Origin of the sequence: Streptomyces actuosus (genome assembly GCF_016921115.1) — a bacterium.
Lineage (GTDB): Bacteria > Actinomycetota > Actinomycetes > Streptomycetales > Streptomycetaceae > Streptomyces > Streptomyces actuosus_A.
In genome coordinates, this window is record NZ_JAFFZS010000041.1 from 1 (window position 1) to 13,045 (window position 13,045).

A 13,045-nucleotide genomic window follows, 5' to 3' on the forward strand; every position below is an offset into this window, starting at 1 on the left:
CTCACGCACAGCAGGCAGCACATCGCCCACTTCACGACTCAAGAACACGGCACGGTCCTCGAACACACCCCGAGTCGCCGCCAACGACCAAGCGACATCCACCGGCCGCACACCCTCACCCACCGACCCCGCGAACGCGGCCAACCGACCCGCCTGCCCCGCCAAACCCTCCCGACCACGACCCGACACCACCCACGGCACCACACCACCCACCCCGAAAACCCCAACCGGCCCCCCACACACCACAGACACCCCAGAACCCGCCGAACCCACAGAACCAGCAGACTCCGAGACAGCCGGCGCCTCCTCCAACACCACATGCGCATTCGTCCCGCCCATGCCGAAGGACGACACACCGGCCATGAGGGAGGTGTCCGGCCGGGGCCAGGGGCCGAGGGTGTGCTGGACACGGAGGCGCAGGGCGTCCAGGGGGATGTCGGGGTTCGGTGTCTCGTGGTTGAGGGTGGGCGGGAGCTCGCGGTGCCGGAGCGCGAGCACCGTCTTGAGCAGGCCGGCGATGCCCGCCGCGCCTTCCAGGTGACCGATGTTCGTCTTCACGGAGCCGACGTGCAGCGGTGGCGCGTCGGCGGCTCGTGCGGCTCCGAGGACGGCTCCGAGGGCGGCGGCTTCCACAGGGTCGCCCACCGGGGTGCCGGTGCCGTGGAGTTCGACGTACTGGATGTCTTCGGGGGCACTTCCGGCATTGCGCAGGGCGCGGCGGATGACGTCTTCCTGGGCGCCGGCGTCGGGGGAGGTCAGGGTGGAGCCACCCCCGTCGTTGTTCAGGGCGCTGCCGCGGATGACGGCGCGGATCGGATCGCCGTCGGCGAGGGCTCGGTCGAGCGGTTTCAGGACGACGAGGCCACCGCCCTCGCCGCGGACGTAGCCGTTGGCGCGGGCATCGAAGGTGTAGCAGCGGCCGTCGGGCGAGAGCGCACCGAGACGGTGTGTGAACAGGCCGCTCCGGGGGGCGAGGTGAAGGTTGACGCCACCGGCGACGGCGAGCTCGCTGTCGCCGCTGCGCAGGCTCTCGCACGCGAGGTGGACGGCGACGAGCGAGGAGGACTGGGCGGAGTCGAGGCTGATGCTGGGGCCGCGCAGGCCGAGCAGGTAGGAGATCCGGTTGGCGATGAGGGCGCGGTGGGTGCCGGTGAACGACGTGCTGGTGACACTGCCCGGTTCGAGTGCGTGGGCGAGGGTGGCGTAGTCGTCGTGGGCGGCGCCGATGAAGACGCCGGTGCTCGCGCCGGCGAGGTGCGCGGGAACGACGTGGGAGTCCTCCAGTGCCTCCCAGGCGAGTTCGAGCACAAGACGCTGCTGCGGGTCCATGCAGTCGGCCTCGCGGGGCGAAATGCCGAAGAACCCGGCGTCGAACCCGGTGACGTCGTCGAGGTATCCACCCCAGCGTGGTACGTCGTCGCCGGATGAGCTCTCGGCAGGTGCCCCCGCGAGCCTGAGGCGCTCGGCGGGGGTGGGGCTCACGGCGCTGTTCCCGGAACGCAGCAGGCGCCAGAGTGCGTCGGGGTTCGGGGCGCCGGGCAGGCGGCAGGCCAGGCCGATGACGGCGATGGCACGCTGGGGCGCGGCGTTGAGCCCGTAACGTGTGCGTTCTGACTCGCTCATTCCACTCCACCAGCTTGTCGGCCCGGCCCTGTGGCCCCTCGGACGTCGGGCAGCATGTGCTTGCCGCATGCGTTCGGCGCACGCCGTGGTCGGCGGCCCGCACCGGTCGGCCGGGGTGGGGCTGGGGACTCCCGGGCCGTCGGGCTCCTCACGCTAGGCGCGCCCGCACTAGGGCGCCCCCTAGATTCCCGGCTGCGGGGACGGGCATGAACTCGGGCCTGTGAGCCGAGGGTTCGGGAAACGCCCAGACATGGCCGGCAAGGTGGCGTCGGGTGTTGCGCTCGTCGGCGTCGCTCCCCCTGAATGGGGCAGTGCCGCCCGGGAGTGGCGGTGATGTGTACGGGCGCCGGCCCGGCCCGGGAGACGGAGGGAATGCAGATGAACGCGGAGTTGGCGGACGTGCGCGACGCCCTGGTGAGGTTGCGCGGCAGTGTCGAGTCCCTGCGGTCGGCCGACGGCGATTCCTGCTACGTCCGCAGGCTGATGAACGACCTGGAGCGTTTCCAGTTGGACATGGAGGACGTCGCGGGAACGGAGCCGCGGGTGACGGCGGTGCGCGGATCGAAGGCGACGACGGCACGAGAGGTGGTTCCACTGCACGACGGCCCTTACTCGCATCTGTCGTGGCCGGACGCCGACGACGAAGGCATCGGCGGCCACCGCCGCTGACGGGACGCGGGCCGCCCACCACGGGCCGCCGGCGCGGCGGGGTCGGCCGGCCCGGCACGACGAAACGCCGGTTTCCCGGGCAGGGCCCGGGAAACCGGCGTCGAGAGCCTTGGCGGCAAGGTCACTTCACGAAGTCGGGCACGGCGCGGGGTGGCCAGCTGCCGACCGTGAGGACGCCCATGGAATAGGCGCGGGAGACGAGCGCGGCACGGTTGGGGGCCTTGAACCTACGGAGCATCAGACCGACGTGGTACTCGACGCCCTGGCGGCTGAGGTACAGGCGGGAGGCCAGCTGGACGGTGGAGGCTCCGGTGGCGACACCCTCCAGGATGCGGGCGTCGAGGGCCGTGAGGACGGGGGCCTGCCTGGCAGGCCGCTCCGCCTCGGCGGCGGGCTCGTCGTCCGGGCTCATCAGCACGACGACGCCCGAGAGGTCGTCTCCGTCGCCCTTGACGGCGATGCCGGTGATCTCCGCCGAGAAGACCCGGTCGTGGCCGCGCATGGCGACCACCCGCTCGACGAAACGGCTGCCGTGCCCGGTCGACAGGTGGGAGAAGTGCTTGGACAGGACGGTCCGGGCGCTGGGGTGCAGGACGTCGTAGATGCTGCGGCCGCAGACCTCCGTGGACGGCCGCGCGACGTGTCGGAAGAAGTCCGGGTTCGCCGCTTCTATCGTGAGCCCGGGATCGAGGCTCGCCATGCAGGTGACATGGCGCGGTGCGGCCGGTCGCCGGTCTCCTCTGCGTGCGCTGCGCGGCAATTCCGGATGACCACTGACCTTTGTCGACCTGTCGGCGTGCGGGAGCATGAAAGTAAGCCCTCCTAAACGTCACACGTACCCGGAATGCGAAGCAGGGGCAGAACGGGAAAGGCCGCCGTGGCGCATATCTTCCATTCGTTCTTCTGCGTCGATGCCGGCGACATTAGGTGGGGCGCGACCGGGGAGTCAACGCACGCCGGGGCCGGCCTGGAAACACTGCGGTGGCTACGGCAGGCGGGTTCGGTCATCGCGCGTAGCAGGGGTTCGGTGGTGGGGTTCGGTACGGTCACGCGTGCACCGGCGGGTACCGCACCTTCACGTGACGACGCCGCATCGCGAAGATGGCAAAACTGCGTCGCGGACAGGCCGCGCACCCCGAACACGGCCTCCACCTGCATCGATCAGCAGCGCCTCGCACTCGGAACCCGAGGGTCCGCGTGCCGCGATCGACGCGGACGACCCCATGAACCCGAACCGCATATCGATCGCGCAACGATGGAGCGCTTCTGGTTTCGCCCTACCCGTGCGGGGAACAGCACGCCACCGCAATCCGCCCCCAGTGGACCCCAGCGCACCGCAGCGAGAATCGACCCGAAATCCATCCCGCTGCCGAGCACCCTCTTGCACCCGGCCGAAAAGACGTCGACACATGTACGGGCGCCGATAGCCGCCGCCGTAAACACTCGCCTCCCGGCGATCTCGACATCAGCCCTTTCACCCATTTCGCGCCTGGCCACAATACGGCGTTTCCCTCCTCGCCGGACGTCGCCCCGTGATGGCGGTCCGGCGGCGTTCGCGTGTCTGCACGGTCACTGCGCCCGGGCGGACCACTGCGTGCGGGTGGATCCTTGAAGTGGCCGCATCCCGCTCGATCTCACCAGGTCCACCCCGACCTCGGTGTCGACGACCCGGACCGAGCTCAGGCCGACATCCTCGATCTCGGCGCCTCCCTGCTCGACGCAGGGGACGGGAGGAGGAGTCGACGCATCTTCGCGGCCCCTGCAGGTCGCCCGTTTCCGTCTCGTGCGGGACCGACACAGACACCGCAAGGGGTGCGGCCACCGGTGTCCATCGTGAACGGTGTGGGCCAACGTCCCCGCCGGGCGGAAGCGTCGGCGCAGCACGGCCGGTCGGCCTTCGGGCGTGTGCGGGATCTGCCCACGGCAGAAGCCTCTTCGCGGGATCGGGCACGCTGATTGAGTTCCGCCATGGAACGCATGGAGATTCTGGTCCTCGGCGGCACGGCCTGGCTGGGGCGTGAAGTGTCCCGGCAGGCCCTCGACCGCGGCCACCACGTGACGTGCCTGGCTCGTGGCGACAGCGGACCCGTGGCACCAGGCGCGCGGCTGGTGCCCGCGGATCGGCGCGACCCCGCCGCGTATGCGCCCCTGCTCGGCAGCGAATGGGACGCTGTGCTCGAGGTCTCCTGGCAACCCGGCTTCGTACGCGGAGCCGTTGCGGCCCTGGGCGCGCGGGCACGTCACTGGATCTACGTCTCCTCGGTCAGCGCATACGCTTCCCACGGCGAGCCCGGCGCAGACGAGTCCGCCGCCCTGCTGCCCCACACGGATCGTGACGAGGTCGGCCGCGAGCAGTACGGCGAGGCCAAGTCCGCCTGCGAAACACTCACCCGGACGGCTCTGGCCGACCGCCTCCTCATCGCACGCGCCGGCCTCATCGGCGGGCCCGGTGACCACAGCGACCGCTCCGGCTACTGGGTCGCCCGCGCCGCCCGTGCGCCCCGAGCGCCCCTGCTCGTCCCCGACACCCCGCAGATCCCGACACAGGCCGTCGACGTGCGCGACCTGACGGCCTGGCTCCTCGACGCCGCAGAACTCCACACCACGGGCATCTACAACGCGGTCGGCCCGGCTGTGCCCTTCGCCGAGTGGATCGATCTTTCCCGCGGCGTCGGCGGACACACCGGACCTGTCGTCAGGGTGCCGTCCCCACAACTCCTGGCGCATGGAGTGGCTCAGTACATGGGCCCCGACTCATTGCCCATGTGGGTGGTGGAACCGGGCTGGGAGGGCTGGGCGGCGCGCGACGGATCTGCCGCCGTCACAGCGGGACTGCGCCACCGCTCCCGCACCGAGCTCCTTGCCGACACACTGTCCTGGGAACGCGAGCGGGGACTGCATCGGCCGCGTCGTGCGGGTCTCGCCCCGGACACAGAACGCAGACTTCTGGCGAGCTTCGCATGAGAGCCCGTCCTTGAGCCGCCGGTGACCTCTGCGGATCTCGATGCGCGTCACGTCGGCCCCTGGCTCGATGTCCGGGCACGGGCCACTCTCCCGGTTCGCTTCACCCTCTCCTCCGTCCGCACAGCGCGCCGCGGACGCCGGCACACAGGGCGGGGCCGGTCCCGCTCCTGGAGGCAGGCCGCTGCGCCGTCGCCCCGCCGTTCGATGGTGGTCTTCCCGCGCTCGTCCATCGGATACGGGAGCGCCACGCCCCTGTGCGAGTGACGGTCTCGTGGAGCATCTTCCTTCCGCACGGAGCGGCAGCACTGCGACGACCGGCGGCCGTGCTGGCGCGAACCCCGGGGAGTGAGGAGATGCTGAATTGCAAAATTTCGCAATTAGCTAGATGCTGTATTGACTGTGTCCGCAGCTGACCGTGGACGCAGCTTTGGTGTCTGCCCCGAGGCGGGGCTGCCGTCGGGGAAGTCGAGGAGTCGTGTCCGTTCCGCTGTACCAGGCCAAGGCCGAGTTCTTCAGGATGCTGGGGCATCCCGTGCGCATCCGCGTGCTGGAGCTGCTCCAGGACGGGCCGATGCCCGTACGGGACCTGCTGTCGGCCATCGAGGTGGAGCCGTCCGGTCTGTCGCAGCAGCTGGCGGTGCTGCGTCGGTCCGGGATCGTCACCTCGACCCGGGAGGGCTCGACCGTCGTCTACGCGCTGTCGGGCGGGGATGTGGCCGACCTGCTGCGGGCCGCCCGCCGCATCCTCACCGAGATGCTCGCGGGCCGGGGCGAGCTGCTGGCCGAGCTGCGGGAAGCCGAGGTCCCCGCGCGATGACCCCGGGGATCAGCCGGTTGACAGCCCCGCTCGTCGCACTCCTGCCCACCCGGCGCGACCTGGCGGACGTGCGGCGCACGCCCCGGCAGGATCTGCTCGCCGGACTGACCGTGGCGATGGTGGCACTGCCCCTCGCGCTCGGTTTCGGAGTCTCCTCCGGACTCGGTGCCGAAGCGGGTCTGGCGACCGCCGTGGTCGCCGGCGCGCTCGCCGCCGTGTTCGGCGGCTCCAACCTCCAGGTGTCCGGGCCCACCGGCGCCATGACCGTGGTGCTGGTGCCCATCGTCGCCGAGTACGGGCCGGGCGCGGTGCTGACCGTCGGGCTGATGGCCGGAGTGATGCTGGTCGCGCTGGCCCTGCTGAAGGCGGGCAAGTACATGCAGTACGTGCCTGCGCCGGTGGTCGAAGGCTTCACCCTCGGCATCGCCTGCGTGATCGGCCTGCAGCAGATCCCGAATGCTCTGGGGGTGCCCAAGCCGGAGGGCGACCGCGTGCTCGTCGTCGCCTGGCGGGCCGTCGAGGAGTTCGCGCGGCATCCCAACGGGACCGCGGCCGGATTGGCCGTGTCGGTGGCCGCGGTCATGCTGATCGGCGCCCGCTGGCGGCCGACCGTCCCGTTCTCCGTCCTCGCGATCATCGCTGCCACGATCGTGGCCCAGGTCGCGGGACTGGACGCGGCGCCGCCGATCGGAGACCTTCCCTCCGGGCTCCCCGCGCCGTCGCTGAGCTTCCTGGGGCTCGGCTCGCTCGGCACCCTGCTCGCTCCGGCCGTGGCCGTGGCGGCGCTCGCGGCTCTGGAGTCCTTGCTGTCCGCCTCGGTGGCGGACGGTATGACGGTGGGGCAGAGGCACGACCCCGATCGTGAGCTGTTCGGCCAGGGGCTGGCCAACATCGCGGCCCCGCTGTTCGGCGGCGTGCCCGCGACCGGCGCGATCGCCCGCACCGCGGTCAACGTCCGCACCGGAGCCGGTTCCCGGCTGGCCGCCCTCACCCATGCCGCGGTCCTCGCCGTGATCGTCTTCGCAGCGGCGCCCCTGGTCTCGAAGATGCCGCTCGCCGCGCTCGCCGGTGTGCTGCTGGCCACCGCGGTCCGCATGGTCGAGGTCGGCTCGCTCAGGGCGATGGTCAGGGCCACCCGCTCGGACGCGCTGATCCTCGTTCTCACCGCGGTCGCGACGCTGGCCCTGGACCTCGTGTACGCGGTGATCATCGGTCTCGCCGTGGCGGGCGCTCTCGCCCTGCGTGCCGTGGCCAAGCAGGCCCGCCTGGAGGAGGTCCCTCTCGACCGCGGTGACCACAGCGCGGAGGAGCACGCCCTGCTGGCCGAGCACATCGTCGCCTACCGCATCGACGGGCCGCTGTTCTTCGCCGCCGGGCACCGCTTCCTGCTGGAGCTGACCGAAGCGGCCGACGTACGGGTCGTCGTCCTGCGCATGTCGCGGGTGTCGGCCCTCGACGCCACCGGTGCCCTGGTCCTCAAGGACGCGGTGGAGAAACTGACGCGGCGCGGCATCCTCGTCCTGGCCTCCGGGATACGCCCCGGCCAGCACCAGGTCCTCGATTCCGTCGGCGCGCTGGAGCTGCTGCGGCACGAGGGCCGGGACTACGCCACCACACCGGAGGCGATCCGGGCGGCTCGCGGTCATCTGGAACGGGCGGGAGTCCTGCCCCGGGGTGTCGTCCGGCAGAAGCACAAGGTGCTGCCGACCCCGCCGGACTCCCCCGAAGCGCGTGAGGAGCCCGTGCGATGAACCGCCACCTCGCCACCCCGCGCATGGCCGAGGTCTCCGGTGCGGAGGCACTGTGGCTGGTGGAGGGCAGCAGCCTGGGGCGGCTGGTGTATCCGCAGCGGGGGCGGACCGTCGTGCGGCCTGCCCGCCATGTGTGGGAGTGCGGACACCTGATCGTCCGGGCCCCCGTGCAGGCGGCTGCCGTACGTGAGGCGGCGACGTACCAGGTGGACGAGATCCGTGTCGTGGCCGGCACCGGCTGGACGGTGACGCTGTCCGGCCCCGCCGACGTGATCACCGATCCCGACGAAGCGGGCCACTACCGGCGCACTCTCGCCGGCTGGACGCACGGCCCGCACGACACGCTGCTGCGCCTGCACCTCAAGACGGTCAGCGGCTTTCGCCTGCTTCCCGCGGAGGCGTGATGACCGTGCGCCTGGAAACCCTCCCCCATCGGCACGTGCTCACCCTGCCGGCGGTCCCGGCGGCCGTGCGCATGGCCCGTGAGACGGCCGAACTGGCCCTTGTGGAGTGGGGCATCGGCCTGCGCCATCCCGCCGTGGACCCCGCCCTGCTGATCCTGGGCGAGCTGGTGACCAACAGTGTCCGGCACGCCGCCGACCGCTCCCCGCAGCTGACCGTCATCTACGCGGCGGGCCGGGACTGTCTGGCCGTCGCCGTCCACGACCGCCATCCCTGCCGGCCTCCGCTGTACGACGCGATCGGCAGCGGGTCCGGCGGGCTGGCCACCGTCATGGAAGTGACGATGGGCCTCGGTGGCAGCGCGGTCGTCCGACCGGACGCCGACGGGCTGGGCAAGAGCGTCTGGATCACCCTTCCCCTCTGAACCCAACGGGCAGCATCACAAGGAAGTTCACACGCATGACCATCGAGTGGCGTTACACCAGCGAGCAGGGGCTCGGCATCCTCTTCGTCGCCGGATACCTGGGCCCGGACGCGGTCCACCGCTTCGGCGGCGCGGTCGGCTGGGTCGTCGCGCGCGGCAGCGGCCCGGTCATCCTCGACCTGACCGAGCTGCGCAGCTGGTCCGCGGAGGGCCAGGTGGCCATCACCGAGGCCGCACGCCGGCTCGCCGACGCGGGCCGCAGCCTGGAACTGGCCGCCATCCCCGCCGACGGTTCGCTGGTCCCGCGCGGCGACTGCCCGGACATCCCCGTCCACTGCGACCTTGCCGCCGCGCTCGCCGCCCATGCCCGGCACGCATCGGCCCCCGAGGACGGGCGGCAGGCGTGGCGCACCGACGGCTGGCCGGCCCCAGCCACCTCTCCCCTCACCGACTGAAGGACACCTCCGCCATGAGTGAAGATCTCCCCACTTGCCCCGCATGCTCCGGTGGGTACACCTACGAGATGGGTGCGCTGCTGGTGTGCCCCGAATGTGGGCACGAGTGGTCGCCGTCCGAGGATGATGCCTCACACGGCGCCTCCGGGGGCAAAGTGACCAAGGACGCCGTCGGCAACGTGCTGGCCGACGGCGACACCGTGACGGTCGTCAAGACGCTGAAGGTCAAGGGCAGCCCGACCGGGATCAAGGCAGGCACCAAGGTGCGCAACATCCGTCTCGTCGACGGGGCGGACGGCCACGACATCGACTGCAGGATCGACGGATTCGGCGCCATGCAGCTCAAGTCCAGCGTGGTCAAGAAGGTCTGACCGGCTCCCCGCACTGCCAGGCCGCCCGGGGCGACCCCCGGGCGGTCTCGCGTACACGCGGCCTCGACCGCGGGCCACGGACCCCGCTGCCGGTCTGCCTTGGTTCGCCCGTCGTGCCGGGTCGGTTCCGCAGGGCCGCGTGTCAGTCCCGGTGGGCACCCGCGGCCGGATCGGCGTTGCGCTCCGACCGGGCTGGACGGTCGCCGAAGGACAGCCGGAGCATGCGGGCGTTTCCGCAGCGCGGGCAGCTGCCGTCCGGGCCGACGGCGGTGGGGCGGCACTTCAGACGGCATGCGGGGCACTTCATCCAGGCCACGCCGACGCCGCGCAGCGGGGTGATCCTCACACAAACCTCCTCCGATGACCTCATGAATTGCTAATATTAGCAATTCATGAGGTCATCACCATCGGGCCCCGGGCCCCGCATCCCGGGTGCGGGTTCGGCATGGCCGGTGCCGCAGGCGAGGATGGGCCACATGTTCTTGACGAGTGGATGGACGCGATGCGCCGAGCTCCGGCCGATGGTGCCGTGCTGCTGTGTCGGAGAGGAGGCGGCACGGTGAGTACGCCGCTGTACCAGCTGAAGGCCGAGTTCTTCAAGACGCTGGGCCATCCGGCCCGTATCCGGGTCCTGGAGTTGCTGAGCGAGCGCGAGCACGCGGTCGCGGAGATGCTGCCCGAGGTGGGAATCGAGCCCGCGCACCTGTCCCAGCAACTGGCCGTGCTGCGCCGGGCGAACCTGGTCAAGACCCGCAAGGAGGGCTCGACCGTGTACTACTCGCTGACCAGCCCGCAGGTCGCGGAGCTGCTGCGGGTCGCGCGGACCATCCTGTCCGGCTTGCTCGCCGGGCAAGCCGAACTGCTGGCCGATCTTCAGGCCACCCAAGGAGGCACGAAGCCGCCGTCGCGGTGACGGCCTGGAACGGCGACCGCCCCTCGCGAGGTGGACGGCGGGCTCAGGCCGTCGGCACGAGGAACGAGGACGCCGTCTGCGGGAATCGTGCGGTGGCGGCCTCGGCGGCGGGCCTCGACCCGTGCCCGCGCTGCGGGCCCTTGGGCCACGCGGTGTTCGAGCCACGGGTCTTCCGTGCCGGCCCTGCCGGCGGGGCGGGGTGCACCGGCGCGTGCCAGGTGCGGCACGCGCGTCGGATGCCTCCGTCCGGGGCGCTCCGGGGTGGTTCAGGCGGCGTGCGGCTGCCACGCCTCCTGGAAACGCCGGCGGGCTCGGTACAGGCGGGAGCGGACGGTCCCCACGGGCAGGGAGAGCGTCGCCGCCATCTCGTCCTCGTTCAGGCCGTAGAACCGCAGCGCGAGGACCTGGCGATGCTGTTCGGAGAGCCGGTCGAACACATCGTTGATGTGCACGGCGTCCAGCGGGTTCTCCAGCGGGCCGGAGTCCACCTGGAGACTGGCGGCCTCCTCGCGCAGCCGCTTGGCGGTGCGGACGGCCTCGCGGGTCGTGACGGCGCGGACCCAGCCGTAGAAGGCGGCGGGTTCGCGCAGTGAGCCGAGGCCGCGGTAGATGGCCAGCAGTGCCTCCTGGACGGCGTCGGAGCCGTTGTCTCCCGCGATGGGGAAGCACACCCGAGCGACGTACGGCGTGATTTCGGTGAGCAGGTCGTTCATCGCGCGGTGGTCGCCGGCCCGGGCCCGGGAGACCAACGCGGCGACGACGGTGGGGGGTTCGTTCTGGGACTTCATCGTGGACGGGTGCTCCTTGGCAGAGGGAGGCCGGAGGCGTGGGGCGCGAGCGTCTCCCGCGCGAGCGACGGGTCGCGGGCGCGCCGGACGTGGGACCGGCCGGGACACCGCCGCGGTCGTCAGGCCGTCGGGACGGAGACGGGCCGTTCCTCGTCGGCGAGGGAGAGCAGCGTGCCGCGGACGTCGTCGCGCAGCTCGGCCATGAACGCCGGGCTGAAGCAGGCCGTGTGGTGGGGGAACTCGACGGCCAGGCGCCCGTCGAAGGAAACCACGCAGGCCATCAGCGGGCTGCGGCCGGCCTGGGGGAAGTAGTGCTCGCGGGCCGGCACCAGCCTGACATCGGTCATGCGCAGGCCGTCGGGGAGCCGGGGGCCGGGTACCAGGCCCATGTTCGTGACGATGACCGTGCCCAGCTGGAGCGTGGGGTGCCGGGGGACGTCCGGCATGATCCGCATTTCATGGAAGTGATCGCCCCGGTCGAGGAATTCCCGCACCCCGTGGCCCACGTGCCGGGCCAGCGCGACCGGGTCGCTGTCGTCCCGCACCTCCACCGCCCGGACGTGGGCGGTGACCGCGGCGACCATGACCTCCGGGGGGAGCGGTGGAGCCAGACGCGAACGCAGGTCGACGGGTGACATGCAGCGCAGGACCCGCGGCCCGGTGCCACCGAGGCGGCGTCGGGCCGCGATGAGGACGGCGGCGCCGACCAGGCCGTGCACCGACAGCCCGGCGGCACGGGCCGACCGGCGCAGCCGACCGGTCTGTTCGGCGTCCAGGAGCAGTCGCTGGATCTCGATGCGCTGCTCCTCCCCGGTGTCACCGGCGGCGGGAACGTCATAGGTGAGGAGCTCCACCGGGCCGCCGGACTCCTCGATGCGGCGTTCGAGATACCGCGCGACGTCTGCCGGGTCGGCGGGCGGCAGCAGGGTGCTGACGGGAGCGGGAAGGTCGGTGGCCGGCTCCGGGACCGGGAGGCCCGTGGCCGGTAGATCCGCCCGGGCCGGGTCGGCGTAGTCCCGGTAGCGGTCCCACATGGCGTTGAGCAGGGCTATCGCGCTGTGTCCGTCGGTGATGACGTGGTCGACGACGAGGACGAACAGATGCCGGTCCCCGCCGGGGGCGCTGACGAGGGTGGCGCGGGCCAGTGGGCCACCCACCGGCAGCGGGTCGTTGAGCTCCTCCGCGTACGCCTCGTCCCCGCCGGCCCTGACACGCAGCTTCGGCCGCTCCCTCTCGGGCAGCAGCGTCAGGGCATGGCCGGTGGTCGCCGGGACGATCCTGGTCAGCAAGGTCGGCCGCTCGGCCGTGACGCTGTCGAACGCCGCCGCCAGTACGTCGGCGTCGACGGGCCCGTCCAGGGCGCACGACACCACGGCCCGGCTTCTCTGGGCGACGTACAGGCCTTCCACGGGACACAGTTCGCGTTGCATGCACACAGCCTTTCTCTCCGCCGGCACGCACCGGGCGGAATCGCCCGGAGGGCTCTCCGTGCTCGTTTTTCGAATTACCCGCGCACGCCGGAATGGCATGCCGGGGGACAGCCCTGGTCGAGCAAACGCTTTTCCTTCGTGGAAACCGACGGGGCGGGCTCGTGGCGACTCCACCGGGCCGGTACGGGAGCCGACTCGCGCCCCCGGTATCGGTTTTCCCGCACTCGTCCCCGTTCAGAACTCATTCCTGTCGCTGTCCGCGTCGGACACCGCGGCACTGGCCGAGGGGCCGCCCGGCCCACCCCTTCGCCCGTCCCGTCCGGCATCGCCCGACGACGGCACCACGTCCCCGCGACCGGCGCGGTGCCGGGCGGGCAGAGATGCCGGCACGGTCCGCGACGGGCCCGTCCGGCGTGTACGCCGCCTCGGCACGGCGCA

The 13,045-nt window shown here is 71.7% G+C and carries 15 protein-coding genes; 10 read left to right on the plus strand and 5 right to left on the minus strand.

Annotated features, from left to right (window positions below; translation table 11 throughout):
- A partial coding sequence (locus JS756_RS31340) for a beta-ketoacyl synthase N-terminal-like domain-containing protein (protein WP_205386651.1) occupies positions 1 to 1,623 on the minus strand: 1,623 nt, incomplete at its 3' end.
- A 378-nt stretch (positions 1,624 to 2,001) separates the two neighbouring features.
- Here JS756_RS31340 and JS756_RS31345 point away from each other — a divergent pair.
- Positions 2,002 to 2,292: an Rv0250c family protein gene (locus tag JS756_RS31345; protein WP_205386652.1), complete on the plus strand. Its 291-nt coding sequence runs from the start codon at positions 2,002 to 2,004 to the stop codon at positions 2,290 to 2,292.
- 121 nt (positions 2,293 to 2,413) lie between these two features.
- Here JS756_RS31345 and JS756_RS31350 read toward each other — a convergent pair whose 3' ends face one another.
- Positions 2,414 to 2,992, minus strand: coding sequence for a LuxR C-terminal-related transcriptional regulator (locus JS756_RS31350; RefSeq protein ID WP_205386653.1), 579 nt, complete (start codon positions 2,990 to 2,992; stop codon positions 2,414 to 2,416).
- Positions 2,993 to 3,849: 857 nt separating this feature from the next.
- Here JS756_RS31350 and JS756_RS31355 point away from each other — a divergent pair.
- The 8 genes from JS756_RS31355 (at position 3,850) to JS756_RS31390 (ending at position 9,476) form a co-directional block, all read left to right on the plus strand.
- A complete protein-coding gene (locus tag JS756_RS31355) occupies positions 3,850 to 4,248 on the plus strand; it encodes a VOC family protein (RefSeq protein WP_205386654.1) in 399 nt (132 codons plus the stop codon).
- 21 nt (positions 4,249 to 4,269) lie between these two features.
- Positions 4,270 to 5,256, plus strand: coding sequence for an NAD-dependent epimerase/dehydratase family protein (locus JS756_RS31360; protein WP_205386692.1), 987 nt, complete (start codon positions 4,270 to 4,272; stop codon positions 5,254 to 5,256).
- A 475-nt stretch (positions 5,257 to 5,731) separates the two neighbouring features.
- Positions 5,732 to 6,073 (plus strand): ArsR/SmtB family transcription factor, encoded by a 342-nt coding sequence (locus tag JS756_RS31365; protein WP_205386655.1) that lies wholly within the window; start codon positions 5,732 to 5,734, stop codon positions 6,071 to 6,073.
- Positions 6,070 to 7,824, plus strand: coding sequence for a SulP family inorganic anion transporter (locus JS756_RS31370; protein WP_205386656.1), 1,755 nt, complete (start codon positions 6,070 to 6,072; stop codon positions 7,822 to 7,824). The genes JS756_RS31365 and JS756_RS31370 overlap by 4 nt, the downstream gene beginning before the upstream one ends.
- The gene (locus JS756_RS31375) at positions 7,821 to 8,228 is read left to right on the plus strand and encodes a pyridoxamine 5'-phosphate oxidase family protein (protein ID WP_240204644.1); all 408 of its coding nucleotides are present in this window, start codon (positions 7,821 to 7,823) and stop codon (positions 8,226 to 8,228) included. Before JS756_RS31370 ends, JS756_RS31375 begins: the two co-directional genes overlap by 4 nt.
- Entirely contained in the window at positions 8,228 to 8,650 is a 423-nt protein-coding gene (locus JS756_RS31380) for an ATP-binding protein (protein ID WP_205386657.1), read from the plus strand. Before JS756_RS31375 ends, JS756_RS31380 begins: the two co-directional genes overlap by 1 nt.
- 35 nt (positions 8,651 to 8,685) lie before the next feature.
- Positions 8,686 to 9,105: an STAS domain-containing protein gene (locus tag JS756_RS31385; RefSeq protein WP_205386658.1), complete on the plus strand. Its 420-nt coding sequence runs from the start codon at positions 8,686 to 8,688 to the stop codon at positions 9,103 to 9,105.
- Positions 9,106 to 9,119: 14 nt separating this feature from the next.
- Complete coding sequence (locus JS756_RS31390; protein WP_205386659.1) at positions 9,120 to 9,476, plus strand: zinc ribbon domain-containing protein YjdM; 357 nt, start codon at positions 9,120 to 9,122, stop codon at positions 9,474 to 9,476.
- 142 nt (positions 9,477 to 9,618) lie between these two features.
- Here JS756_RS31390 and JS756_RS31395 read toward each other — a convergent pair whose 3' ends face one another.
- Positions 9,619 to 9,822, minus strand: coding sequence for a hypothetical protein (locus JS756_RS31395; RefSeq protein ID WP_205386660.1), 204 nt, complete (start codon positions 9,820 to 9,822; stop codon positions 9,619 to 9,621).
- Positions 9,823 to 10,035: 213 nt separating this feature from the next.
- Here JS756_RS31395 and JS756_RS31400 point away from each other — a divergent pair, with 213 nt between their 5' ends.
- A complete protein-coding gene (locus tag JS756_RS31400) occupies positions 10,036 to 10,389 on the plus strand; it encodes an ArsR/SmtB family transcription factor (RefSeq protein ID WP_205386661.1) in 354 nt (117 codons plus the stop codon).
- Between the two features lie 266 nt (positions 10,390 to 10,655).
- Here the strand turns inward: JS756_RS31400 and JS756_RS31405 are convergent, their stop codons facing one another.
- Both JS756_RS31405 and JS756_RS31410 read right to left on the minus strand, forming a co-directional pair.
- Positions 10,656 to 11,177 carry an RNA polymerase sigma factor gene (locus JS756_RS31405; protein WP_205386662.1) on the minus strand — a complete coding sequence of 174 codons (522 nt, stop codon included), beginning with the start codon at positions 11,175 to 11,177 and terminating at the stop codon, positions 10,656 to 10,658.
- Positions 11,178 to 11,296: 119 nt separating this feature from the next.
- On the minus strand, positions 11,297 to 12,607 hold the full coding sequence (locus JS756_RS31410; RefSeq protein ID WP_205386663.1) for a phthiocerol/phthiodiolone dimycocerosyl transferase family protein: 1,311 nt from the start codon (positions 12,605 to 12,607) through the stop codon (positions 11,297 to 11,299).
- Between the last annotated feature and the right edge of the window lie 438 nt (positions 12,608 to 13,045).